At 62.6% G+C, this 24,585-nt stretch carries 24 protein-coding genes and 1 other RNA gene; 12 read left to right on the top strand and 13 right to left on the bottom strand.

Annotation, left to right across the window (positions count from 1 at the left end; translation table 11 throughout):
• Positions 1 to 34 precede the first annotated feature (34 nt).
• Positions 35 to 700: an OmpA family protein gene (locus NE852_RS14745; RefSeq protein ID WP_126922025.1), complete on the top strand. Its 666-nt coding sequence runs from the start codon at positions 35 to 37 to the stop codon at positions 698 to 700.
• Positions 701 to 766: 66 nt separating this feature from the next.
• Here NE852_RS14745 and NE852_RS14740 read toward each other — a convergent pair whose 3' ends face one another.
• On the bottom strand, positions 767 to 1,174 hold the full coding sequence (locus NE852_RS14740) for a DUF2000 family protein (protein ID WP_008531237.1): 408 nt from the start codon (positions 1,172 to 1,174) through the stop codon (positions 767 to 769).
• Between the two features lie 32 nt (positions 1,175 to 1,206).
• Here NE852_RS14740 and NE852_RS14735 point away from each other — a divergent pair, with 32 nt between their 5' ends.
• Together NE852_RS14735 and NE852_RS14730 are read left to right on the top strand one after the other, a co-directional pair.
• Positions 1,207 to 2,139: an AraC family transcriptional regulator gene (locus NE852_RS14735; protein ID WP_008531238.1), complete on the top strand. Its 933-nt coding sequence runs from the start codon at positions 1,207 to 1,209 to the stop codon at positions 2,137 to 2,139.
• Positions 2,140 to 2,328: 189 nt separating this feature from the next.
• Positions 2,329 to 3,282: an NmrA/HSCARG family protein gene (locus tag NE852_RS14730; RefSeq protein WP_258155769.1), complete on the top strand. Its 954-nt coding sequence runs from the start codon at positions 2,329 to 2,331 to the stop codon at positions 3,280 to 3,282.
• Between the two features lie 4 nt (positions 3,283 to 3,286).
• On the opposite strand, the gene NE852_RS14725 is transcribed toward NE852_RS14730, so the two are convergent.
• Positions 3,287 to 4,204 (bottom strand): LysR family transcriptional regulator, encoded by a 918-nt coding sequence (locus NE852_RS14725; protein ID WP_258155768.1) that lies wholly within the window; start codon positions 4,202 to 4,204, stop codon positions 3,287 to 3,289.
• A gap of 229 nt (positions 4,205 to 4,433) precedes the next feature.
• Between NE852_RS14725 and NE852_RS14720 the strand changes: the two genes are divergently transcribed.
• Entirely contained in the window at positions 4,434 to 4,916 is a 483-nt protein-coding gene (locus tag NE852_RS14720) for an ATP-binding protein (RefSeq protein WP_037173219.1), read from the top strand.
• Positions 4,917 to 4,919: 3 nt separating this feature from the next.
• Here the strand turns inward: NE852_RS14720 and NE852_RS14715 are convergent, their stop codons facing one another.
• Positions 4,920 to 6,014, bottom strand: coding sequence for an AbrB family transcriptional regulator (locus tag NE852_RS14715; protein WP_258155767.1), 1,095 nt, complete (start codon positions 6,012 to 6,014; stop codon positions 4,920 to 4,922).
• Positions 6,015 to 6,223: 209 nt separating this feature from the next.
• The gene (locus tag NE852_RS14710) at positions 6,224 to 7,126 is read right to left on the bottom strand and encodes a LysR family transcriptional regulator (RefSeq protein WP_008531251.1); all 903 of its coding nucleotides are present in this window, start codon (positions 7,124 to 7,126) and stop codon (positions 6,224 to 6,226) included.
• Positions 7,127 to 7,217: 91 nt separating this feature from the next.
• On the opposite strand from NE852_RS14710, the gene NE852_RS14705 reads away from it, so the two are divergent.
• Positions 7,218 to 8,252: an aldo/keto reductase gene (locus tag NE852_RS14705; RefSeq protein ID WP_008531252.1), complete on the top strand. Its 1,035-nt coding sequence runs from the start codon at positions 7,218 to 7,220 to the stop codon at positions 8,250 to 8,252.
• A 4-nt stretch (positions 8,253 to 8,256) separates the two neighbouring features.
• Here the strand turns inward: NE852_RS14705 and NE852_RS14700 are convergent, their stop codons facing one another.
• The 5 genes from NE852_RS14700 to NE852_RS14680 all read right to left on the bottom strand — a co-directional run bounded on the left by NE852_RS14700 (position 8,257) and on the right by NE852_RS14680 (position 11,774).
• On the bottom strand, positions 8,257 to 8,646 hold the full coding sequence (locus tag NE852_RS14700) for a RidA family protein (RefSeq protein WP_008531253.1): 390 nt from the start codon (positions 8,644 to 8,646) through the stop codon (positions 8,257 to 8,259).
• Between the two features lie 73 nt (positions 8,647 to 8,719).
• Positions 8,720 to 9,490 (bottom strand): amino acid ABC transporter ATP-binding protein, encoded by a 771-nt coding sequence (locus tag NE852_RS14695; protein WP_258155766.1) that lies wholly within the window; start codon positions 9,488 to 9,490, stop codon positions 8,720 to 8,722.
• A gap of 10 nt (positions 9,491 to 9,500) precedes the next feature.
• Entirely contained in the window at positions 9,501 to 10,166 is a 666-nt protein-coding gene (locus tag NE852_RS14690) for an amino acid ABC transporter permease (protein ID WP_008531259.1), read from the bottom strand.
• Between the two features lie 4 nt (positions 10,167 to 10,170).
• Positions 10,171 to 10,833 carry an amino acid ABC transporter permease gene (locus NE852_RS14685; RefSeq protein WP_008531260.1) on the bottom strand — a complete coding sequence of 221 codons (663 nt, stop codon included), beginning with the start codon at positions 10,831 to 10,833 and terminating at the stop codon, positions 10,171 to 10,173.
• 92 nt (positions 10,834 to 10,925) lie between these two features.
• Positions 10,926 to 11,774 (bottom strand): transporter substrate-binding domain-containing protein, encoded by an 849-nt coding sequence (locus NE852_RS14680; protein ID WP_008531261.1) that lies wholly within the window; start codon positions 11,772 to 11,774, stop codon positions 10,926 to 10,928.
• Between the two features lie 297 nt (positions 11,775 to 12,071).
• Here NE852_RS14680 and NE852_RS14675 point away from each other — a divergent pair, with 297 nt between their 5' ends.
• Together NE852_RS14675 and NE852_RS14670 are read left to right on the top strand one after the other, a co-directional pair.
• Positions 12,072 to 13,484: an FAD-binding oxidoreductase gene (locus tag NE852_RS14675; protein WP_008531262.1), complete on the top strand. Its 1,413-nt coding sequence runs from the start codon at positions 12,072 to 12,074 to the stop codon at positions 13,482 to 13,484.
• 148 nt (positions 13,485 to 13,632) lie between these two features.
• Positions 13,633 to 17,343: an AsmA-like C-terminal region-containing protein gene (locus NE852_RS14670; RefSeq protein ID WP_008531263.1), complete on the top strand. Its 3,711-nt coding sequence runs from the start codon at positions 13,633 to 13,635 to the stop codon at positions 17,341 to 17,343.
• A 65-nt stretch (positions 17,344 to 17,408) separates the two neighbouring features.
• Here the strand turns inward: NE852_RS14670 and NE852_RS14665 are convergent, their stop codons facing one another.
• The 4 genes from NE852_RS14665 to ssrA form a co-directional block, all read right to left on the bottom strand.
• Positions 17,409 to 17,633, bottom strand: a complete 225-nt coding sequence (locus tag NE852_RS14665; RefSeq protein WP_008531265.1) for a ribbon-helix-helix domain-containing protein — start codon at positions 17,631 to 17,633, stop codon at positions 17,409 to 17,411.
• Between the two features lie 106 nt (positions 17,634 to 17,739).
• Positions 17,740 to 17,934, bottom strand: a complete 195-nt coding sequence (locus NE852_RS14660) for a DUF4169 family protein (RefSeq protein ID WP_008531267.1) — start codon at positions 17,932 to 17,934, stop codon at positions 17,740 to 17,742.
• Between the two features lie 49 nt (positions 17,935 to 17,983).
• A complete protein-coding gene (locus NE852_RS14655; protein ID WP_008531269.1) occupies positions 17,984 to 18,496 on the bottom strand; it encodes an SspB family protein in 513 nt (170 codons plus the stop codon).
• Positions 18,497 to 18,623: 127 nt separating this feature from the next.
• Positions 18,624 to 18,986: a transfer-messenger RNA gene (gene ssrA, locus NE852_RS14650) on the bottom strand.
• 109 nt (positions 18,987 to 19,095) lie between these two features.
• Between ssrA and NE852_RS14645 the strand changes: the two genes are divergently transcribed.
• The 5 genes from NE852_RS14645 to NE852_RS14625 all read left to right on the top strand — a co-directional run bounded on the left by NE852_RS14645 (position 19,096) and on the right by NE852_RS14625 (position 24,569).
• The gene (locus NE852_RS14645) at positions 19,096 to 19,890 is read left to right on the top strand and encodes a thymidylate synthase (protein WP_008536667.1); all 795 of its coding nucleotides are present in this window, start codon (positions 19,096 to 19,098) and stop codon (positions 19,888 to 19,890) included.
• Between the two features lie 13 nt (positions 19,891 to 19,903).
• On the top strand, positions 19,904 to 20,422 hold the full coding sequence (locus tag NE852_RS14640; protein ID WP_008536666.1) for a dihydrofolate reductase: 519 nt from the start codon (positions 19,904 to 19,906) through the stop codon (positions 20,420 to 20,422).
• Between the two features lie 149 nt (positions 20,423 to 20,571).
• Entirely contained in the window at positions 20,572 to 21,651 is a 1,080-nt protein-coding gene (gene hflK / locus NE852_RS14635; RefSeq protein WP_258155765.1) for an FtsH protease activity modulator HflK, read from the top strand.
• A 9-nt stretch (positions 21,652 to 21,660) separates the two neighbouring features.
• Entirely contained in the window at positions 21,661 to 22,629 is a 969-nt protein-coding gene (gene hflC / locus NE852_RS14630) for a protease modulator HflC (RefSeq protein WP_258155764.1), read from the top strand.
• Between the two features lie 230 nt (positions 22,630 to 22,859).
• Positions 22,860 to 24,569, top strand: a complete 1,710-nt coding sequence (locus NE852_RS14625) for a Do family serine endopeptidase (RefSeq protein WP_258155763.1) — start codon at positions 22,860 to 22,862, stop codon at positions 24,567 to 24,569.
• The last annotated feature ends 16 nt before the right edge of the window (positions 24,570 to 24,585 follow it).

The following is a 24,585-nucleotide window of genomic DNA, read 5'->3' as shown; positions in this document are numbered from 1 at the left end:
CTCGCATCAGTTTTGAACGGAGACTGTCCTGTCCATGATCAAGAAATTCCTACTTCTGGCTGTCGCAGCAAGCTATCTCAGCGCCTGCACGACGACCGATCCCTATACCGGTGAACAGAAGGTTTCCAATACGGCCGGCGGCGCGGCGCTCGGCGCGCTCGGCGGCGCTCTCGTTGGTGTCGCCGTCGGCGGCGGTGGCCACGGCAAGCGCAATGCGGCGCTGATCGGTGCAGGCATCGGCGCTCTCGCCGGCGGGGCGATCGGCAACTACATGGACCAGCAGGAAGCCGAGCTTCGCGCCCAGCTCGAAGGCACCGGCATTTCGGTGACCCGCAACGGCGACAACATCATCCTCAACATGCCCTCGAACATCACCTTCGACGTCGACCAGGATGCGGTGAAGCCCGGCTTCTATCCGACGCTGAATTCGGTGGCGATCGTGCTGCGCAAGTTCAACCGCACGCTGATCGACGTCAACGGCCATACGGATTCGACCGGCAGCCTGCAGCATAACCAGGACCTGTCGCAGCGCCGCGCGCTTTCGGTTGCCGATTATCTCGGCGGCCAGGGCATCGACCAGCGCCGCGTCTCCGCCGTCGGCTTCGGCCCGTCCCAGCCCGTCGCCTCGAATGCGAGCGAGGCCGGCCGCGCACAGAACCGTCGCGTCGAGATCCAGATCGCGCCGATCACGCAAGGCTGATCTTACCCTTTTCCAGACAACGGAAGGCCGGGCCAGCGCCCGGCCTCTTTTGTATGTGCAACTGCGTCAATGCTGCATCGTCGCGCCCTTGGTGATCTTGTCGACGATCTTCTTGTCGGCGCGCATTGCGATGCCGACGACCTTGGCGTTGTCGGGGGCGTATTCGGCGAAGACCGCGCGGTTGGCGGCATCATGGCCGGTTGCAAACATCTCCTCGATGAAGATGGAGGAGGTGACCTCGCGTTCCAGCGCGCGGCGATGGATGGTCGAGATCGTCGCTTCGTCGGCCGACAAGACGATGATCGGCTGGATGGATAGCGGGTTGTAGAGATTGCCGGCACGGTCCTTGTAGGGCTCGCCGATGATCTCGGGATATTGTCCGGCGATGCCTGTCGACAGGAAGGCTGTGACGTTCAGCTTCTGCCAGCCGGCAAGATTGTTTCGCAGGACGATCGCAATTTTGGTATCAAACATTCCGGTCTCTTTCATCAGGGTATTTAGACGCGTTGAGCCAGGATCTAACGCCGCAGGCCTTCGAAGGTCTTGAACGTTTGTGCGAGCCGCAGGTGAGCAGCGGCATGCTGGCCGCGCCCGCCGACAGCGGCATCCTGACTGCGCCCGCCTTTCCCGGCATCGAGCGCATCGAGGCGCAATTCTCTGGCAATGTCTTCGAGCCGCACCGGCACGATACCTATGCGCTCGGCGTGACGCTGAAGGGCGTGCAGACCTTTACCTACCGCGGCGAGCGGCGCTTCAGCTTGCCGGGGCAAGTGATCGTGCTGCATCCGGACGAAGAGCATGACGGCGGGGCAGGGACCGAGGACGGACTGCAATACCGCATGCTCTATCTGGAGCCGTCGCTGCTGATGGAATGCCTGGAGGCGGAGAAGATCGGGCTTCCCTTCGTTCAGCAGCCGGTTATCGGCGATGGGGCGCTGGCGCAGGTGCTGCTCGCCGCACTCGGTGAACTCGACCGGGAACTGGACGAGCTTTTCGTCGACGACTTCGTAAGCCGCGTGGCGGGCGGGCTGTCACGGCATTCGCGGGTGCAGCGGCGGGCTCTAGGTGCGGTCGCATGGCGGCAGGTGCGGGCGGCGCGCGATTATCTGGAAGCACATGCCTTGCGGCCCGTACGCTCCGGCGAGCTGGAGAGCATTACCGGCCTCGATCGTTTCACCCTGTCACGGCATTTCCGCACGGCCTTTGCCACCAGCCCGCACCGTTACATGCTGATGCGACGGCTGCAGCAGGCGAAGACGCGGATGGGCGAGGGCGAAAGTTTTGCCGATGTGGCGGCCGCCACGGGCTTTGCCGACCAGGCGCATTTCACTCGGCATTTCAAGAAGGCCTATGGCGTGACGCCGGGGCGCTGGGTCGGGCTGCATCGTGTCCATGCGGCAAAGGCAGGCAATGGCAACCTGCGCGTTGACCTCACGTGATCTGCCGCCACGGTATTTATCCATAAAACGGCATTATCATATGCATTCTTCATGCCTTCAGCAAGAAAGTGGGATGCGATAGCTTGGCTTTCGGGTCCAAGCCATCGGCATTCGCCGAGTGCTCTCCCCATGTGACGCCTGGCTAAGCAGCCGGCGACCAGCGACAGTGAAAAGGTTCAAGGCACAACTATGTCTGCAAATGATAAGCCGCTTATCGCAATTGTCGGTGCAACCAGCAAACAGGGTCGTAGCGTCGCATCGACGCTCCTTCGCAGCGAACGCTTTCGCGTACGCGCCTTGACCCGAAAAAAGGATTCACCCGAGGCTTTAAGCCTGGAGAAACTTGGCGCTGAAATTGTAACCGTCCCTCTTCAGCTTGGCTTTCAGAAGGATCTCGTTGCTGCCTTCGAAGGCGCGGATGGGGCATTTCTGATGACGCCGCCCGTCATGCCGCCGGAGACCACGGAGGCTCCCATCGGCCGTCAACTGGCGGATGCAGCGGTCGAGGCGGGCGTCGGCCATATTGTTTTCAGCACGCTCGAAAATGTCGACGCCATTTCCGGTGGGACGAAGTATGCCCCGCACTTCACCGACAAGGCGCGCGTTGCAGACCATATTCGCGGTCTGCCGATCTCTCATTCCTTCGTCATGCTGGCATTCTTCTACACCAACCTTCTCGAATATTATCCGCCACGCATGGAAGGTGACACGCTGCTGCTGCCGATCTATCTTCCCGAAGATTTTCGAGCGCCCTTTGTCGATCCGCTGACGGCGACCGGGCCGGCAGTGCTCGAAATTTTCTCAAATCCCGAGCGCTACAACGGAAAAACGCTGCCTGTCGTCGGCGATATCATCTCGCCGCGAGAGATGGTCGAAACTTTCCGAGAGGTAACCGGCCTCAAGGCAGAATATCGAAACGCTTTCACCAGAGATGGCCTGCTGCAGCATTTTCCAGAGTTTGGCGCCAACGAGTTTCTCGTGCGAGAGCTTCTTGGGATGGTCGAGTATGCCGTCGAATACGGTTATTTCGGCAAGGAGCATGATCTGGAGTGCAGCCGTCGCCTGAATCCCGACACGCTCGACTGGGAGCAGTATCTCCGGACCACCGGCTGGCGGGGCGACAAGCGATCTTTCGGGCTTTAAAGCACTAAGGCCGGATCCCCGGCAGTTTTGGAATCTCGGCGACAAGGAAGTCGGTGAGAAGGCGGACGCGGGCAATGGCGGAACGCTCGGGCACGATGAGCAGGCTTAGCGGGACCGGCGACGGATGATAGTCTTCGAGCACCACCTCGAGCCGACCGTCGTCCAGGAGATCGTGGACCAGCCAGAGATGCGTGGGGCCAATGCCGCGTCCTGCGGCAAGGGCTTCGCGCGCCGCAAGTCCGTGATCGACGCGCAGCTTCCCGTTGACCGGAACGATCACATCCGCACCATGACGGGAGGAGAGAGCGATCTGATCGCTCCCCGCTACATTCGACATGATGATGGTTTCGTATCGCGAGAGATCGGCCGGGCGCTGCGGCCGCCCGTAAATGATGAAATAGGCCGGAGCGCCGACCAGCAGCCGATGGCTTTTACCGAGCGCATGAAGCTTCATGGAGCTGTCGGTGAGAGGTCCAAGCCGGATCGCAAGGTCAACGCCTTCGCGAACCAGGTCGATGCGCTCGTCGGTCAAGTTGAGATCGATGCTGATATCAGGATGCCGGTCCTGAAATTCGAAGATGAGGCGGGTGATGTGCATCACGCCAAGCGCTGCTGTACACGAAAGCCTGACACCGCCTGCGGCCGCCCGACGCGCATTCCTGGCTTCCTCGGCAGCCTGCTCGACCATGCGCAATATTTGAAGACAGTTCGCATAATAGCGGCTGCCTTCGTCGGTAAGGGTCACGCGACGCGTGGTTCGGCTGAGGAGGGGTACACCGACTGCATCCTCGAGTTCATTGAGGTGCCGCGTCACGGTGGACTGACCGACGCCGAGTTCCCTTGCCACTGCAGACAGGTTGCCCCGCTCGGCAACGCGAACAAAGGTGCGCATCCTGTCGAGAGACAGTCCCGAGTTATCCATTTTTCAGCACAGTGACGATCATTGAGGCAATTTAGGGGATAACCTGGGCTGAGGCTAGGGGAGATATTACTGGGACGGTTCGAGGTTCGTTCAAAGAGCCTTCACGCGTTTCGCCAATGAACGCTCTTGCAGTTTGTCGCCCAAGGCGTGGCGTGAGGCCGGTTGCTATAGTGTGGATCTGCGACTAGAAATAGCCCACTTCTGATTTAAGCAGCTTTGGTCGGATTCCATGGCAATGCTCCACTTGATGGTGGGACTTCCCGGTAGCGGCAAGACCACCTTGGCCCGGAAACTCGAGGCTGAGTACTCCGCGCTACGTCTTACCGTCGACGAATGGCACATTCGGCTGTTCGGATCCGATGTTCACGACGATAGCGATGAGGCGGACTTCGCAACGCATAACGCCAGGCATGCGGCGATCGAGGCGCTTCTGTGGGAAGCGGCGACGAGAGTTCTGGTTCTTGGTGTGGATGTCATCCTGGACTTTGGCTTCTGGACCAGACGCGAGCGCGACGAATTTCGAGGAAAAGCTCGCGAACTCGGCGCAGGTTTCAGGATTCATTTTGCCGATATATCCGAAGATCTGCTGCTGGAACGCATCAGGGCCAGGAATGCTGAGCTTCCCGCCGGGACCTTTCATATCCCCGAGATCAAGCTCAAAGAGTGGATGCTCTTGTTTGAACCTCCAATGCCGGACGAGCTCGCTCCCTAAAGACTATGCAGGATTTTCCGCAAGCCCCGAACGGCGGGCGATGAAGCGGGCGAGCATCGGGCCGATCAGCAGAATGACGAGGAAACGGCCGGTCTGCATTGCCATCACGAAGGGCACGTCGACATTGCTTGACGCGGCGATGATGGCGACGGAATCGGCGCCGCCGGGGCTGGTGGCGAGATAGGCCGTCAGCGGATCGATGCCGGCAAAGACGTGCAGTGCGGCAGCCATGCAGCCGCAGAGCGTCATCAGCAGCACGATGCAGGCTGCCACCCTCGGCAGAGCGCGCGCGACGTGGGTGATGATCGAGCGGGTGAAACGCAGGCCGATGCTCCAGCCGACGAGCGCATAGGCGATGGCGAGCAGCCACATCGGCAGCTCGATCTTCAGGAGGCCGATGCCCTGCAGGAAGGCGCCGAGAAAGAGCGGCACGATGATCATGCCGCCCTGGATGCGCAGGCGGCGCACGCCATAGGCACAGAAGCCGGCAAAGGCGATCGTCGCCGCAAAGGCCGGCCAGTCGACCGCGGGAAAGAGGATGAGCGGCGGCGGCGCGGCACCGTCTGCGGCCACCCAGAGGCGCGAGACCACCGAAGCGCCGACGGCGACGAAAACGACCCTGAGATATTGCATGAAGGCGACGAGGCGGGCGTCAGCGCCGTAGGCTTCCGACATGATAACCATGGCGGAGGCCGCACCCGGCGAGGAGCCCCAGACGGCGGTCGTTCCCGGCAGGACCTGCCAGCGTGTCAGGAGCCAGCCGAGGCCGGTGGCGATGGCGATGACCGAAAAGACGAACAGCAGGAAGAGCGGCGCGTCCTTCGCCATGGCGCCGAGAATGTCAGGGGTGATGGTGCGCGCCATCATCAGGCCGACGAGAACCTGGCCGAACTGTAGCGGCGGAAGCGGTATGCGAAGCTTTCCCTTGCCGACGGTCAGCGCCAGCAGGATGGCGGCGACCATCGGTCCGATCAGCAGCGAGGCGGGCAGGGCGAAGAGTTCGAGAAAGACGGTGAAGGCTGTGGACAGTGCGAGCAGCAGGGCCCATTTCGGCAGGCCGATATCGCTCAGCAGGCGGCGTAGGTCGCTGAATGGCATGATCCCCGGATCTTTCCTGGCCGGTGCAAGCCGTGAGGCTGAAGATGGGAGGAAGCTCCGGCATGACAAAGAGAGGCCGGCTGAACGCCCGGCCGGCGCGGGTTCGGTATAGGCGGCTGCCGCGAGCGCGGTCAATTGCGAAATCTCGCTTCTCGACGCCCGCCATGCGAATTTGATTCAAGCGGCCGCTTCAAGTCATTGTTATTTCATCAGAGGCGCACTTCTCTGGCGAGGAAATCGAGCAGGGCGCGTACGCGCGCCGGCAGCGGGCCGCCCTGACCCATATAGAGGGCGTAGAATTCCTCGAGATCGCCGGGGTTGGCCTCTTCCAGCACCTGTATCAGCCGACCGGCAGCGATATCGGCGCGCACGGTGAAGGCGGCGAGGCGAGCAAGACCGGCGCCGGAGAGGGCGAGATGCCGCATGGCTTCGCCGTCTCCAACCTGCACGCCCGGCGTGATCGGCACCGTCACCGTTTCGCCGTCCTCGCGCATCGGCCAGCCCTCGACGGCGCGGGCGTAGGAAAAGCCGATGCGGCAGTGGCGGCGGAGATCGGCGATCGTGCGCGGCTCGCCGTGATGTTTGAGGTAATCGGGCGAGGCGACGATGACCTTGCCGGCAGCGCCGAGCTTGCGGGCAATCAGGCTGGAATTCTTCAAAGGGCCGGCGCGGATCGCGACGTCGGCGCGCTCCTCCATCAGGTCGACGATCCTGTCGGTGTGGGAAATATCGAGCGTCACGGCGGGATGAAGCGCCATGAAGGCGGGCACCAGCGGCGCCAGTACATGATTGCCGAAGGAGCCGCTGGTGTTGATGCGGATGCGGCCCGAGGCCTCTTCGCCTGACGAAGCCTGACGTTCGGCCTCGGCGATATCGGCAAGGATAGCGATGCTGCGCTCGTAGAAGGCGCAACCCTCCGGCGTCAGTTGCAGCTTGCGGGTCGAGCGGTTGACGAGGCGGGCGCCAAGGCGCGCCTCCAGCCGGGCGACGAGCTTGCTGACGGCTGATGGCGTCATGCGCTTCACTTGCGCGGCAGCGGAAAAGCCGCCACGCTCGACGACGCTGACGAAGACGTCCATTTCGCCTGATCGATTGATGTCCTGACGGCTCATGATGAATTCAAATCACAGATGATGTGCTTTCAGGCAATCTATATCATCCTCTTCCCGGGGTCTATCTCTGCAAAAAACAGGAGATTGAATCATGGAATACAGAAATCTTGGCGCATCGGGCTTCAGGGTGCCGGTCTTAAGCTTCGGGGCCGGCACTTTTGGCGGCAGCGGACCGCTGTTCGGCGCCTGGGGCACGACGGATGCGCAAGAGGCGCGGCGGATGGTGGATATCTGCCTGGAGGCGGGTGTGACGCTGTTCGACACGGCCGACGTCTATTCGGCCGGCGCTTCCGAAGAGGTGCTCGGCCAGGCGATCCGCGGCCGGCGCGACGCCGTGCTGATCTCGACCAAGACGGCGCTGCCGATGGGCGAGGGGCCGCAGGACTGGGGCAACTCGCGGGCGCGGCTGATCCGGGCGACGGAGGATGCGCTGCGCCGGCTCGGGACCGATCATATCGACCTGCTGCAACTTCATGCTTTCGATGCCTCGACGCCGGTCGAGGAAGTGCTGTCGACGCTCGACGGCCTGGTGGCGTCAGGCAAGATCCGCTATGTCGGCGTTTCCAACTTTGCCGGCTGGGAACTGATGAAGTCGCTCGCGACAGCCGAGCGCTGGGGCTATCCGCGTTACGTCGCCCATCAGGTCTATTATTCGCTGGCGGGGCGCGATTATGAGTGGGAGCTGATGCCGCTTGGCGCCGATCAGGGTGTCGGAGCGCTGGTGTGGAGCCCGCTCGCCTGGGGACGGCTGACCGGCAAGATCCGCCGCGGCGAGCCGCTGCCAGCCGCAAGCCGGCTGCACGAGACGGCACAATACGGGCCGCCAGTCGACGACGAGAAGCTGTTCGACATCGTCGAGGTGCTTGATGCCATTGCGGCCGAGACCGGCCGGACTGTGCCGCAGATTGCTATCAACTGGCTGCTCGGCCGGCCGACCGTATCGAGCGTCATCATCGGCGCACGCAACGAGGAGCAGTTGCGGCAGAACCTCGGTGCGGTCGGCTGGAGCCTGTCGAAAGAGCAGATCGAAAGGCTCGATGTCGTCAGTGCGGTCACGGCGCCCTATCCCCATTTCCCTTATCGGCGGCAGGAGGGCTTCGCCCGGCTCAATCCACCGATCGTCTGAGAGCTCAGTTCCTGTCGGCCCGGTACGCGACGCAGTCGACCTCGACCTTGCAATCGACCATCATCCGCGACTGGACGCAGGCGCGGGCCGGCGGGTTCCTTCCGAAATATTCGGCATAGACGCCGTTGAAGCTCCAGAAATCACGCGGGTCGTCCAGCCAGACGCCGACGCACACCACGTCCTCGACCCCGTAGCCAGCCTCGTGCAGGATGGCGATCAGGTTTTCGATGGCCTTGCGGGTCTGGAGAACGATGCCGCCGTCGATGATCTCGCCCTTTTCCATCGGCACCTGGCCGGATACGTGAAGCCAGCCGCCGGCCTCTACGGCGCGCGCGAAGGGCAGGGGCTGTCCACCGGCACCGGTTTCCCCGGCGCCATAACGCTTGATCGTCATGGGATCTCTCTTTCTTCTTTTTGCTTGGAAAGCGACGGCGCGCTCGCGCCGTCCCGTCGGTTGAAACTGCCCATTAGTTGAAGCTTGACGTTTTCAGGAATTCCGCGAGACGCTGCGTCTTCGGCTGCACGAACATCTCCTTTGGATTGCCTTCCTCGCAGATCACGCCCTTGTTCATGAAGATCACGCGAGAGGAGACCTCGTAGGCGAAGCGCATTTCGTGCGTGACGAGCAGCATGCTCATGCCGTCGGCGGCAAGCCCCTTGATGACCTGCAGGACCTCGCCCACAAGCTCGGGATCGAGCGCCGAGGTGACTTCGTCGAACAGCATCAGCCGCGGGTTCATGGCGATGGCGCGGGCAATGGCGACGCGCTGCTGCTGGCCGCCGGAGAGCTGGCCGGGATAGTGGTCGGCGCGCGATTCCAGACCCACGCGGTCGAGCCACTTCTCGGCGACGGCGCGCGCTTCGTCGCGCGGCATCTTCTTCACCTTGACGAGGCCGAGCATGACATTGCGGGCGGCGGTCATATGCGGAAAGAGATTGAACTGCTGGAAGGCCATGCCGGTCAGCGCCCGCTGGCGGGCGATTTCCTTCTCGCTCTTGCGCCGGCGTACGCCGCCGGACTCGTCGTAACCGATCTCTTCGCCGTCGAGCCGGATGTGCCCGCCCTGGAAGTCCTCGAGCATGTTGATGCAGCGCAGCATCGTCGTTTTGCCGGAGCCGGAGGAGCCGATGATCGAGATCACCTCTCCCTGCTGCATGATGCAATCGACGCCTTTCAACACCTCGACGGGCCCATATTGCTTGTGAAGCCCCTGAATTTCGAGAAGTACCTTGCTCATGACCGAGCCCTCACGATGGAACGACCGTCTTGCGCTCGACATATTTGCCGAGGCGCTCGATGCCGTAATTGATGACGAAGTAGAGAAGCCCCGCGAAGAAATAGAACTGGAGGCTCAGGAAATTGCGCGAGATGATCTCCTGCGTGCGCAGCAGCAGCTCGGCGACGCCGATGACCGAAAGCAGCGTCGATGCCTTGACCATTTCGGCCGCCGTATTGACCCAGGCGGGCAGGAACTGGCGCAGCGCCTGCGGCCAGAGCACATAGGCGAAGGTCTGATTGAAGGTGAGGCCGATCGCTTTCGCCGCTTCGGTCTGGCCTCTCGGGATCGCCTGCAGGCCGCCGCGAACGATCTCGCCCACATGCGACGAGCAGAAGACCGCAAGAGCGAGCACGCCGGCCTGGAACGGGCCGAGCTCGATGCCGACGGTGGAAAGCACGTAATAGCTCGCCAGCACCAGCACCAGAACCGGCGTTCCCCGGATGAAATCGGTATAGGCCCGCACGATCAGGCGCAGCACTGGGTTGCCGTAGACGAGCGCGAGCCCGACGAGCACGCCGAGCAGCGACCCGATGACGATCGCCAGCAGCGAGATCGAGACCGTGACGCCGAGCCCCTTGAGGATGACGAAGCGGGCGATCCAGAGCTGATCGAGAAAAGCAATAAATCCGGTCATGACATCACCTCGGAACGGCAAGCCGGCGCTCGACGACGCGCATCAGCGCGGCGAGCACGGAACAGGTTACGACATAGAGGCCGGAGGCGACGATCCAGGTTTCGATGACGCGGAAGGTTTCCACGTTGATCTTCCTCGCCTCGAACGTCAGCTCCGGCACCGCGATGGCGGCGGCAAGCGACGTATCCTTGAACAGCGAGATGATGGTCGAGGAGAGCGACGGCAGAACGTTGCGCAGCATCAGCGGCGTGATGATCGAGACGCGGATCTGCATCGGCGTCAGGCCGATCGCGAGTCCCGCTTCCGTCAGGCCTTTCGGAATGGAGAGCAGGCCGGCACGGAACACTTCGGCGAGATAAGCGCCGGAATAGATCGACAGCACCGCGACGAAGCTCTGGATCTTGCCGATCCTGATGCCTAGCTGCGGCAGCGCGAAGAAGGCGAAGAGAACGAGAACGAGGATCGGCAGGTTGCGGATGATCGTGACGTAGAGCGCGGCGGGGCGCTGCAGCCATCGGCTTTTCGACGTCAGCGCAAAGGCAACGAAGAGGCCGATCGCAGCGCCGATGAGGATGGAAATGAAAGCCAGGCCTAGGCTGAGCAGCAAACCTTCGAGCAACTGGTCGAAGCTGCGCCAGACGGCGGCGAAATTGAGCGTATAACCCATGGCGCAATCCTGCAATCAAGGGTGAAGAACGGGCGGAAGAGACCTCCGGAGGGGAGAACATTCTCCGGAGGCCCCTGCCGTCCCAGGCGACCTTACTTGTATTCGACCGGGAAGCCGATCTGGGGCGGCGTCAGATCCTTGCCGAACCAGGTCTTGAACGACTTGGCGTAGAAGTCGAATTCGACGCCGGTCATGGCCTCATGCAGGGCGGTGTTGACGAAGTTCAGCCAATCCTGATCGCCGCGCTTGACGCCGCAGGCATAGGTTTGCGGGTTCCAGCCGTAGCCGGCATCCTTATAGCGGCCGGGGTTCTGCGTCATGTACCAGGCGAGCGACGACTGGTCGGTCGCCACGGCGTCGGCGCGGCCGGATTCCAGTGCCTGATAGATCAGGTCGACGGATTCGTACTGGTCGACGGTCGCCTCCGGCAAGGCCGCATGCACCATGGTCTCGGCATAGACGTTCTGCAGCACCGAGATCGTGACGGACGAGCCGGCGGCCTTCAGCGCGGCATAATCGGCATATTTGCCGTCGGACTTCAGCATCAGGCCGACGCCTTCGCGGTAGTAGGGGATGGTGAAGGCGATCTGCTGCGCGCGCTCGCCGGTCACGGTCATGAACTGGCAGGTAATATCGACCTTGTCGGTGGTGATGTTGGGGATGCGGGCATCGGACGACTGGTTGACGAACTCGATCTTGTCAGGATCGCCGAATAGCGCCTTGGCGACGATATGGCCCATATCGATGTCGAAGCCCTGAAGCTTGTCATCCGCGCTCTTGAAGTGCCACGGCGCATTGGTGCTGCCGGTTCCCATGACGAGATGGCCGCGAGCCAGCACTTCGTCGAGCTTGCTCTTGGCCTGCTGGGCGGCGGCGGGCATGGCGGAAAGAACGAGAGCGGTTGCCAGCGAAAGCGCGCTGGCGCGGAGCGAGACGGTCATGATGGTTCCCCTTGTTTGAACGCTCATATCTTAATCCAATATATTGGACACATGTCTTGTTTATTGGATTTGCATATCGAGCGGCATCGGCTGTGACTTGTCAATAGGCATGTTCTAAAAAAGGGCATGACCGGCCAACGGACGGGCCGTGCGCCCTGAAAGGGCGGGGGCGCCTATAACAAAGGGGGAATGAAATCTTCTGCCAATCTTAACTGGACAGCCGCTTTGACTTGCCGCATACCCGGCCTATCTGCGAAAGAGGATATGTATCCACGGAATGGCAGGGAGATCAAAGGGATGGCGCTGAAGGACGCGAAGGCCGGCATACGCAACGAGGCGGGGATATCGGCCGTGCTCGGCATTCTCAAGCAGAGCTTCGGCGAGCGCTTCCAGACCGGCCAGTCCTTCCGGGCGCAGCATGCCCATACGACGACCTACATTCCATCGCAGTTGCCCGACGGCGTGCTTTTTGCGGAGAGCGCCGAGGATGTGAAGGCCGCGGTCAAGGTCTGCGCCGCCCACAAGGTGCCGGTGATCGGCTTCGGCGTCGGCACGTCGCTTGAGGGCCAGGTCAACGCCGCCAATGGCGGGATTTCGATCGATTTCAGCCGCATGAACCGGGTGCTCGAAGTCAATCCCGAAGATCTCGACTGCACCGTCGAGCCGGGGGTGACACGCGAGGCGCTGAATATCCACCTGCGCGATACCGGCCTCTTCTTCCCGATCGACCCCGGCGCCAACGCCTCGATCGGCGGCATGGCCTCGACGCGGGCCTCCGGCACCAATGCCGTGCGCTACGGGACGATGAAGGACAATGTGCTTGCCGTCACCGTGGTTACCGCCAATGGCGAGGAGATCCGCACCGCCCGGCGCGCTCGCAAATCCTCGGCCGGCTATGACATGACGCGGCTTTTGGTCGGCGCCGAGGGCACGCTCGGCATCCTGACCTCGGTGACGCTGCGCCTGCAGGCGATCCCGCAGAAGATCGCTGGCGGGGCCTGTGCCTTCCCGAGCATCAAGGCCGCCTGCGATGCCGTCATCATGACGATCCAGATGGGCATCCCGGTGGCGCGCATTGAGCTGCTGGACACCGTGCAGATGCGGGCCTGCAATGCCTATTCCGGGCTTTCCTATGCCGAAAGCCCGACGCTCTTCCTCGAGTTCCACGGCACCGACGAGACGGTGCCGCTGCAATCGGCCGCCTTCGCTGAAATCGCGGCGGAATGCGGCGGCGGCGAATTTCTGTGGACCGCTAATGCCGAGGAGCGCACGAAGCTCTGGAAGGCGCGCCACGACGCCTATTGGGCGGCCCGGGGGCTGGCGCCCGGGCTTGCCGCACTTTCGACCGATGTTTGTGTTCCGATATCGAGACTTGCCGATTGCGTTTCAGAAACGCAGGCGGATATCGAGGAACACGGCCTGCTCGGCCCGATCGTCGGCCATGCCGGCGACGGGAATTTCCACGTGCTGCTGCTGTTCGACGACAAGAGCGCCGAGGACATCGCCAAGGCCGAGAGCTTCGTCGAGCGGCTCAGCCGCCGGGCGCTCGACATGGATGGAACATGCACCGGCGAACATGGGATCGGGCAGGGCAAGATGGCGTTCCTGGAGCAGGAACTCGGCGGTACGGTGGATCTGATGCGACAGGTGAAACAGGCGCTCGATCCGGACGATATCTTCAATCCCGGCAAGATTTTCCACCATGGCTGAAAACGGAAGATTCTCATGAACTTGGGCTTGCCCCCGAATCCCGTTCTTCATTAAAGAGCTAGAGCATGATGTCGCCCGAAAACCGCTCACACTTTTCGGCACCATGCTCTAGTGTCGGCAACAGAATTCCGAATGGAGAATCCTTGCATTGGTAGGCCGGTTCCTCGTCTTTCTGGGGGGAGTGATCGTCGCGGCGCTCTTTGTGGCGCTGCTTGCGCCGCTGTTCATCGACTGGACGGATTTCCGCAAGAATTTCGAGGACCAGGCAAGCCGCATCATCGGCAAGAAGGTCACCGTCCATGGCACGGTGGATGCGCGCCTCTTGCCCTTTCCTTCCGTTACGCTGCATGACGTGCGCGTCGGCCAGGAGGCGGACGGCACGCCGATCGTCAAGGTCGAGCAGTTCTCCATGGATGCCGAGCTTGCGCCTTTCCTGTCGGGCGAGGCGCTGATCTTCGACATGCGCGTCGTCAATCCGAAGGTGCGCTTGAGATTGCTGAAAGACGGCACGCTCGACTGGATGCGCGGCAGCCGTCCGGAAATACCGGCAAAGACCGTCGTTCTCGAAAACGTGCATGTCAGCGGCGGCGAAGTGGAGTTCATCGACGACCAGTCGGGACGCTCGCGCCATATCACAGGCCTCAATGCCGAAATGTCGGCGAAATCGCTGGCCGGCCCCTGGCGTATCGAGGGTGACGCGGCGCTCGACGGCGAGCATGGAAGCTTCTCCATCTCCAGCAGCCAGCCCGACGAGAAGGGTGCGCTGCGCATGCGCACGAAGCTCTCGCCGGACAAGCACCCTGTCACCATCGATCTCGACGGTGAGTTGAAGCTCGTCGATAGCAAGCCGAATTACCAGGGCCAGCTTTCGGCGGCGATCGAAGACGGCAACGCGGCCAAGCCCGCCGACAAACGTATTCAGCCACCGCGCGCCAAGGGCCGCTTCGAGCTCACCAACGAGCGCATCCGCATCCCCGAATACCGTATGGAGATCGGGCCGACCGACGATCCCTATGTCATAACAGGCGAGGCAACGCTCGATACCGGCAATGCGCCGGAATTCCTGCTGACCGCCGACGGGCAGCAGATCGACGTCAACCGCATCGCCAATCAGGGCGCATCGGGCAAGACGACGCGCGATGCGGCGGTTTCGGCGCGCCAGCGGCTGAGCTCGCTGATCGATATCGTCGGCCAGGTGCCGATCCCGCAGGTGCCGGGAAAGGCGAGCGTCAAGCTGCCGGCGATCGTTGCCGGCGACACGACGCTGCGCGACGTGCAGCTGGAGCTTGAGCCCGCCGGGACCGGCTGGATGATCGACAGTGCCACCGGTACGCTGCCGGGCCGCACCCAGGTGGAAGGCAAGGGCAAGCTTCTGCTCAAGGGCGAGCCCTCTTTCAACGGGCAGATCGTGGTGGCCTCCAGCCAGCCGACCGGGCTTGCTTCCTGGCTTGCCGGCTCGGTCGATCCGGCGATCCGGCAATTGCGACAGGCGGGCTTTTCGGCCAATGTCAGCCTGACGCACGAATTGCAGCGTTTCGAAAATCTCGAGGTCGCCATCGGCCCGGCGACACTGAAGGGACGGCTGGAGCGGCAGGCGGTCTCCGGCCAGACGCCGACGCTGTCTGTGGCGCTGAACGGCGATACGCTCGATCTCGACGCCCTGCAGGCGCTGACGGGATTGCTGACCGGCCAGGATACCGGCGACAACGTGCTCGACCACAAGATCGCCGCCCAGCTCAAGGCCGACAAATTCAACGCCTTCGGCGTCAGCGCCGAGAATGTCGAAACGACATTTACCATCGCCGACGGCGCGCTTGCCGTCGACCGGTTGTCGATCAAGAATATTGCCGGAGCCGAGCTGACGGCGACGGGAAGGGCGGAAGGCTCGCTGCTCGATTATAAGGGCGCCGGCGAGATCACCTTCAAATCGGCCGATCCCGGCGGTTTCTTCACCATGCTGCGCGAGCGCCTGCCGCATCACCCGGTGCTCGACCGGCTGGTGCGCAATGCCGGCTGGTACGGCAATACGGCGCTGCGCGGCGCGCTCACACTCGGCGGCGATGAGGGTAATGCGCTGACGGTGACGCTTGCCGGCGTGTCGAACGGCAGCCGCGTCAATCTCGACTACCGCATGTCCGACCTGCTGGCGCTGACGGGCAACGGCACGACCAGCCTGGAGGCGACGCTGGAAAATGCCGTGCCGTCGATCCTGTTCGGCCAGGCCGGGCTCGACCCGCTGCCCGTCGATGTCGGCGCCAATGGCCGCCTGACGCTGAAAGTTCAGGCATCGGGCAACGACCCCGCTGAAGCGGCGCTGACCTTTGCCACCGACCGGACCTCGTTTACCGCCAATGGCAAGGTCGACGTCCGGCCGGAAAGCTTCATGAACGGGAAGATCGCGCTTTCACTCGACAGCGCCGATATCGATCCCTATCTCATCATGAACGGCATCGCCTTGCCGCAGACCGGGGCAGGGCTGCCTTTCGGCCTGCAGGCCAAAGCCGCCGTCGACGGCGACAAGATCGTCTTCTCCGATCTCAAGGGCCATGCGGCCGACAATGAATTTTCAGGCGCGTTGACCTTCGACCGGAAGGCGGCAAAGACGACGGCAAGCGGCGAACTGACCCTTGCCAAGGCTGATGCCGGCTGGCTCGGTGAAGCGGTGTTCGGCCAGATCGTCGATCCCGCCACCGGCGCTCTGACGAAGGCGCCGCTCGGACTGCCTGTCTTCAAGGATCTCGACGTCAACCTGAAGCTTTCGGCCAAGCAATTCTGGCCGGGCCTGCCGGAAACGGCGGTCTCCGACTTCACCAGCAACGTCGCCTACAAGGGCGACGAGCTGCAGCTTAACGACATGGCCGGCAACTGGGACGGCGGAGCGCTCTCCGGCAGCCTGCTCTTCACCAATGCGGACGGCACCGGCTTCCTGCAGACGAAGCTTTCGCTTGCCGATTCCGATCTTGCCGGCGTCGTCTGGCTGCGCGACGGCGCGCCGATCGCCAACGGCAAGTTCGGCCTGTCGCTGTCGATGGAGGCTTCGGGCAAGACGATCGGCGAGATCGCCAGCTCGCTCAACGGCTCGGGCGAGCTGAAGCTCGGCGAGACCAGCATACGCGGGCTGAACCTTGCCATCCTGCCGCCGCTGCTTGCCGCAACCGACACGATGCAGGAGCAGATCACCGCCGGCAAGGTCCATCCGATCGTCGAGACGCTGCTCAGCAACGGCGAGGCGAAGCTGCCGCCGCTCGGCATTCCCTTCAACATCACCGACGGGACGGTGAGGGTGCAGAACGTCGCCATTGCCAACGATCTTGGCCGCATCACGGCCGATGCGCAGATCGCGCTGCCGGAGGAGCGGATCAGCGCGACGATCGGCGTCGGGCTCAATCCGGGTGCGGAAGCGCTTTCCGGCGCCGACCCGGCACTCGGGCTGAACTTTTCCGGCATGCTGCCGTCGCCCGGCAAGACAATGGATGTGACCGATATCACCAGCTATCTGTCGCTGCGCGCCTTCGAGCGCGAGCGCCGCCGCGTCGAGCGGCTGCAGGCGATCGTGCTCGAAAAGCAGCGGCTGCGCCGTGAGGCAGCACTCTATCGCTTCAACGACGCCGAGCGTGTCAAGGCGGCGGAGATCGAGCGGCAGCGGCAGGCGGAGGAAGAACGCCTGCGCATGCTGGCACAGCAGGCAGCCCAGGAGAAAGCTGCCACCGAGGCTGATGCCGCACGCGCGGCGGCGGAAGCCAAAGCCAAGGCGGATGCCGAGAGGGCGGCCGCCGAGGCGGAAGCGGCGCGGCGCGCCAGCCAGTTGCCGCCCGGTTCACTCAATTTCGACCAGGTGCCCGGCGTTCAGGCTCAGTAACAGCGCAGCTGGGAAGCTAATTCAGGTGACAGGTTTCAGGCCCTTGTTTTCGCAAGGGCTGTCGCTCACGGCTCTCGGCCGCTGCCGTCCTTCGCCCAGGCGAGCACGTAGAGCCGCAGTGCCGAGGAGAGGTTGCTGTGCGGCGCGCGGTGGTCATCGATCTCGGAAATCAGGGCGGCGAGCGGCATTGAACGGTTTTCGGCGATCGTCTTCAGATCGGCCCAGAACTCGTCCTCCAGCGAGAAGCTGGTGCGATGGCCGTGCAATGTCGCCGAATGCTTACGGATCATGAAGCGGCTTCACATCCCGGTTGGATATTGACGGATCGATTCAAGGAAACCGCATAAGTGGCTGATCGCGGAATCCATTCCGGCTCTTCAAGCTTTAGGTGAGCCGTCAGGCGCCGTCGTCATCGGTCTCGATCCGGCCGCCGCGATGGGCCTTGTCGGCCTTCTCGTTCAGGGCGCGGGTGAGCTGCTTCTCGGCCTTGGTGCGGCCGAAGGAGATGCGGTTCTGCTCGGCCTGCTTCTCCTTTTCGGAGCGGACCTGCTTCTTGCGGAACTGGCGCAGATTGACGATTTCGGCGCTCATGTGGTGGCTGAACCTTATGAAAAAAGGGAGGCCTGGCCTCCCTTTGAGATCACTGCTTCTTGCGGAAGGAGTCGAGCGAGACGACGGAGCCCGGTTTCTTCTCCTCGCCGTCGGCAGGCTTTGCCGCGCCATCATCGGGCTTTCCGGCCGCATCGACGGGATAGGCGGTGATTTCGCCTGATGGCAGTTCCTCGCCGTCGGCGAGCGGCACGTCGAATTCGAGCTCGAAATTGACGGAGGGATCGTAGAAGCCGCGGATGGCATTGAACGGGATGACCAGCTTCTCGGGAACATCCGAGAAGGAAAGTCCGATTTCGAAATGCGTCTCGGTGATCTTCAGATCCCAGAACTGATGCTGGATGACGATGGTCATCTGCTCGGGATACTTGGACTTCAGGTGCTGCGAGATGCGCACGCCGGCGGCGCCCGTGAGGAAGGTGATGAAGAAGTGATGGTCGCCGGGCAGACGGCCCGTCGTTGCTACCTCCGCCAAAACCTTGCGGATGACGCCGCGAAGTGCATCCTGCGCCAGAATGTCGTAGCGGATATGATCCTGCCCCATGCTTTTCCTGTCTTTCGTCGGTTCTGAAGTCTTTTCACAAGGTATATGGCACGTTCAGGCGCCTTGGGAAAGTCCGGAGCCGAGTCACGCTAAAGATCAGCATACATGATTTCAGTCTGAGGGAGAAGGTGAAGGCTTCTGTTGCCAGGTGCCTTCGGACCCCGCCTAGAGGTGCGAACCACTAGGACTTTGATTGAAGTGTCACACCGCGATTAAGCAGCGAGACGAGCTTCCGCATAGTTGTCGTTTGCAACTACAATTTTAGCCCGATAACGGCGGTACAATGCCGAGCGAAAAGTCGATCTTTACACCCTTGTCGATCCTGTTTCGCCCCCATCAAAAGCCGGCCTTCGAGGCCGCCGGTTTTTGGTGGAGGCGCCGGGTACCGCCCCCGGGTCCAATAGGTTTATTACACCGCTCATTTATCGCCATAGCCGGCCCGAAAGCCGGCAGGGTTGATATAGTGATTTCCGCTGCCCAAGGAAAGGGCAAACGTCACAAAAGCTTTATCTCCCCCGGCAGAAAATGCGGGAAAACGCGCAAGGGGCTGGCTTCCCGTCGCCGAAGACTTAGAATTGGGGAAACGGAATCAGCGCGACATGAAGCAATATCTCGATCTCCTCGACCACGTGATGGAAAAGGGCTCCGACCGGGGCGACCGCACCGGCACCGGCACGCGCTCGGTCTTCGGGTACCAGATGCGCTTCGACCTCGCGGAGGGCTTTCCCGTCCTCACCACGAAGAAGCTGCATCTGCGCTCGATCATCCACGAGCTGCTGTGGTTCCTGAAGGGCGAGACCAATATCGGCTACCTCAAGGAGAACGGCGTTTCCATCTGGGACGAATGGGCCGACGAAAACGGCGATCTCGGACCGGTCTACGGTGCCCAGTGGCGTTCCTGGCCGGCGCCCGACGGCGGCCACATCGACCAGATCGCCAATCTCGTCAAAGGCATCGTCAACAATCCGAATTCGCGCCGCCACATCGTCTCGGCCTGGAACCCGGCCGAAGTGGACCAGATGGCGCTGCCGCCCTGCCATTGTCTGTTCCAGTTCTACGTGGCCGACGGCAAGCTTTCCTGCCAGCTCTACCAGCGCTCGGCCGATATTTTCCTTGGCGTGCCGTTCAACATCGCTTCCTATGCGCTTCTGACGATGATGGTGGCACAGGTGACGGGGCTGAAGCCCGGCGATTTCGTCCACACGCTCGGCGACGCCCACCTCTACCACAACCATTTCGACCAGGCGAAGCTGCAGCTGACGCGCCAGCCGAAGCCGCTGCCCTTCATGCGCATCAACCCCGATGTGAAGGATATCTTCGGGTTCACATTCGAGGATTTCGAGCTGGTCGGTTATGAGGCTGAGGCCAATATCAAGGCGCCGATCGCCGTCTGATCGGAGACATTTCATGGCCGACATCCGCAAGACCATCATCGTCGCCGTTTCCCGCAACGGCATTATCGGCCGCGACGGCGATATGCCGTGGCGGCTTTCGAGTGACCTCAAGCGTTTCAAGGCGCTGACGCTGGGCAAGCCTGTCGTGATGGGCCGCAAGACCTACGATTCGATCGGCAAGCCGTTGCCGGGGCGGCCGAACATCGTCATATCGCGGCACGCGGCGATAGATCATCCGGATATCACCGTGGCGCATTCGCTGCCCGAGGCCCTGACGGCCGCCGAAAAATTGGCGCTTGAAACTGGTGTCGACGAGATCTGCATCGTCGGCGGTGGGCAGGTCTACGCGCAGGCGATCGGCTTTGCCGACCGGATGTGCATCACCCATGTCGAGGCCGACCTCGAAGGGGATGCGGCGTTCCCTGCGATCGATCCCGACGTCTGGCAGGCAGGGGAGGCGCTTGCGGTGCCGGCCGGCGAGAAGGACAGCTATGCCACGCGCTACGTCGTCTATGAACGCCGGCGCACCTGAAAACGAACTATTTTCCAATTAAATTGACCAAGTTTCTCACGCTGCGTTGAAAGCCGGTGCGGCGATACCTATAACGGTCACCATCGCATCCGCCGGTCGGCCCCCACGGTCCCGGATGCGTGGAAGACTTAACGAAGAACGAGGTTTTGATGCCCTGGAGCAATCAGAATGGCGGCGGCGGCCCTTGGGGCGGCGGCGGTAATAATCAGGGACCATGGGGCCAGGGGCCGAACCGTCCGCGCGGCGGTGGCAACAAGGGCGGACCGCCCGATCTGGAAGATATCATCCGGCGCGGCCAGGACCAGCTGCGCAACATCATTCCCGGCGGTTTCAACGGCGGCGTCGCCGTGATCGTCGCGGCGATCGTCGCGGTGTTCTGGCTGATCCAGTGCGTCTACACCGTCCAGCCGGACGAACGTGGCGTCGAGCTGCGCTTCGGTAAGCCGCGGGACACGGTGTCGATGCCGGGTCTGCATTTCCATTTCTGGCCGATGGACACGGTCGAGATCGTCAAGGTCACCGAGCAGCTGCTCAACGTCGGCGGCTCGCAGGGCAGCAGCAACACGGCCGGCGGCCTGATGCTGTCGGGCGACCAGAACATCCTCAACGTCCGCTTCAACGTGCTGTATCAGATCAGCGATGCGCGCGCCTATCTCTTCAACGTCGAAAGCCCGGCGCAGACGCTGCAGCAGGTTTCCGAAAGCGCGATGCGCGAAGTGGTCGGCCGGCGCCCGGCGCAGGATGCGTTCCGCGACCGGCGCCTGGAGATCGCCAGCGAAGTCGCCAATATCATCCAGGATACGATGTCGCGCTACAATTCCGGCATTTCGGTCAACAAGGTGACGATCGAGGACGTGGCGCCGCCGCGTGAAGTGGCCGATGCCTTCCAGGAAGTGCAGCGCGCCGACCAGGACAAGCAGCGCCTGGTGGAAGAAGCCAACCAATACGCCAACCAGAAGCTTGGCCAGGCGCGCGGTGACGGCGCCCGCATCCGCGAAGACGCAGCCGCCTACAAGGATCGCGTCGTCAAGGAAGCGGAGGGCGAGGCGCAGCGCTTCATCGCCATCGATGAACAATATTCGAAGGCGCCTGACGTCACGCGCAAGCGGCTGTTCCTGGAAACGATGGAACAGGTGCTCAAGAATTCCAAGAAGGTCGTGATCGACGAGAAGCAGGGGGTCGTGCCCTATCTGCCGCTCAACGAAATCACCAGACCGTCGCAGCAGTGAGGTTGAGCCATGACATCGAACAGGCTTCCCGTCATTCTCATCATCCTTGCGGTCCTGCTGGTTGGGCTCTATTCCTCGGTCTACGTGGTCAATGCCCGCGAGCAGGCGATCGTGGTGCGCTTCGGTGAGATCCAGTCCGTCAAGACCGAGCCCGGCATCTACTTCAAGCTGCCGTTCAGCTTCATGGATGCCGACCGCGTCCAGCTCGTCGAAAAGCAGAAGCTGCGCCTCGACCTCGACAATATCCAGGTGCAGGTCAAGGGCGGCGCGACCTTCGACGTCGATGCCTTTGTGATCTATTCGATCAACGACCCCCGCCGCTTCCGCGAAACCGTCTCCGGCGATCGCGATGCGGCCGAAGCGCGGCTGCGCACCCGTCTGGATTCGGCTCTGCGCCGGGTCTACGGTCTGCGTGAATTCGATGCCGCACTTTCCGACGAGCGCGTATCGATGATGCTCGAAGTGCGCGACGATCTGCGTCCCGACGCCGAGCTTCTCGGGCTCAATATCGAGGACGTGCGCATCCGCCGCACGGATCTCACGGCCGATGTGGCGCCGAACACCTATAACCGCATGCGCTCCGAGCGCCTGGCCGAAGCCGAGCTGCTGCGCGCCCAGGGCACGGAAGACGGCCTGCGCCGGCGGGCGATCGCCGACCGCCAGGTGGTCGAGATCACCGCGGACGCTCAGCGCGACGCGGAAATCCTGCGCGGTCAGGGTGACGCCGAACGCAACCGCGTCTTCGCCGACGCCTTTTCCAGGAACCCCGCCTTCTTCGAGTTCTATCGCTCGATGGCGGCCTATTCCTCGGCGCTGTCCTCGCAGGACACGACGCTGGTGCTGTCGCCGAATTCGGAGTTCTTCCGCTATTTCGACAATCCCGACGGCACGTTGCAGCGGCCCGCGAACCCCGCCGCGCCGGGTCCTCTCGCGCCCGGGGCAACTGCTCCGGCAGCACCGGCCCAGCAGGCAAACTGAAGGTAAGGGATGCCATCCCGCATCCCGGAAAATATTCAAGGGCCGGCCGAGCGCCGGCCCTTTTTTCATGGAATGCCCGCCCTTTTTTCATGGAATGATTGAGATAATCCGGCTTTTGCGAGGACTTGTCAGATTGCACGGGGATTTCGCGAAAAGGTGATTTCGCCCTCCATCATTCCGCCTTATGCTGGTGCTCAATGTGCGCATTTACCCCCTTATGAGGAAGCTTGATGGCCCCCACGAATCGCTCGCCCTTCAGACGAACGCTCGCGCTACTGGCCAGCGCCGCAATCCTGGCGCAGGCCGGGATGAGCGGGATTGCCCATGCGCAGACAGCGCCTGAAGCCGCTGCACCCGGGATGGCCACGCCTCCTGCCGCCGCACAGACGGCTCCGGCACCCGCCGCGCCGCAGCAGGTTCCGCCGATCCAGTCCACCGTGCCCAACAACGGACCGGCCTCGGTCGCCGATCTCGCAGAAGGCCTGCTCGATGCCGTGGTCAATATCTCGACCTCGCAGAGCGTGAAGGACGACGAGGGCGTCGGTCCTGCGCCGCGCGCGCCCGACGGCTCGCCTTTCCAGGAATTCTTCAACGACTTCTTCAACAAGAAGCAGGGCAACAAGGGCGGCAACCACAATGTCAGCTCGCTCGGCTCCGGCTTCGTCATCGATCCCACAGGCTATATCGTCACGAACAACCACGTGATCGAGGGCGCCGACGATATCGAGGTCAATTTCGCCAATGGTTCGAAGCTCAAGGCGAAGCTGATCGGCACGGATACGAAGACCGACCTTTCGGTGCTGAAGGTCGAACCGAGGACTCCGCTGAAGTCGGTGAAGTTCGGCGATTCCAGCACGATGCGCATCGGCGACTGGGTGATGGCGATCGGCAATCCCTTCGGCTTCGGCGGTTCGGTGACGGTCGGCATCATTTCCGGGCGCGGCCGCAACATCAATGCCGGCCCCTACGACAACTTCATCCAGACGGATGCGGCGATCAACAAGGGCAATTCCGGCGGTCCGCTCTTCAACATGAAGGGTGAGGTGATCGGCATCAACACGGCGATCATCTCGCCGAGCGGCGGCTCGATCGGCATCGGCTTCTCGGTGCCGTCGGAGCTTGCCTCCGGCGTCGTCGAACAGCTGCGCCAATATGGCGAGACGCGGCGCGGCTGGCTCGGCGTGCGCATCCAGCCGGTGACCGACGATATTGCCGAAAGCCTTGGGCTTGACACCGCCAAGGGCGCGCTGGTCGCCGGCGTCATCAAGGGCGGGCCGGTCGATGACGGCTCGATCAAGGCGGGCGACGTCATCTTGAAATTCGACGGTAAGGCCGTCACCGAAATGCGCGACCTGCCGCGCGTCGTGGCGGAAAGCGCCGTCGGCAAGCAGGTCGACGTCGTCGTGCTGCGCGACGGCAAGGAGCAGACCGTCAAGGTGACGCTCGGCCGGCTTGAGGACAGCGATCAGCCGGGCGGAGACGATGCCGCGCCCGACGGTTCGCAGGACGGCGTGATCACTCCGGATCCCGACGAAAACAACGACATGGACCAGCCTGATACCGGCGATCAGGCGCAGCCCGCGCCGACCTCGCCCGACCAGCATCAGGGCCAAGGTCAAACGGCACCGGATGCGGCAACGCCAAAGAATGTGCTCGGCCTGTCGCTCTCGCTGCTGAGCCCCGAGACGCGCAAGGCTTTCGGCATCGCCGAAAGCGTCGACGGCGTCGTCGTCACCGAGGTGACGCCGGGCTCTGCGTCGGCCGAAAAGGGACTGAAGCCCGGCGACGTGATCGTCGAAGTGGCGCAGGAATTCATGAAGTCGCCCGACGCGGTCGCCGCCAAGGTGCAGTCGCTGAAACAGGAAGGCCGCCGTAATGCGCAGCTGATGATCGCTTCGGCGAATGGCGATCTGCGGTTCGTGGCGGTGCCGATGGAGTAGGGGAAGGGGGCGGTTC

Origin of the sequence: Rhizobium sp. Pop5 (genome assembly GCF_024721175.1) — a bacterium.
In the GTDB taxonomy this organism is placed as follows: Bacteria; Pseudomonadota; Alphaproteobacteria; order Rhizobiales; family Rhizobiaceae; genus Rhizobium.
The sequence above is the reverse complement of the archived record's forward strand: the minus strand, read 5'-3'. Positions and strand labels throughout refer to the sequence as shown.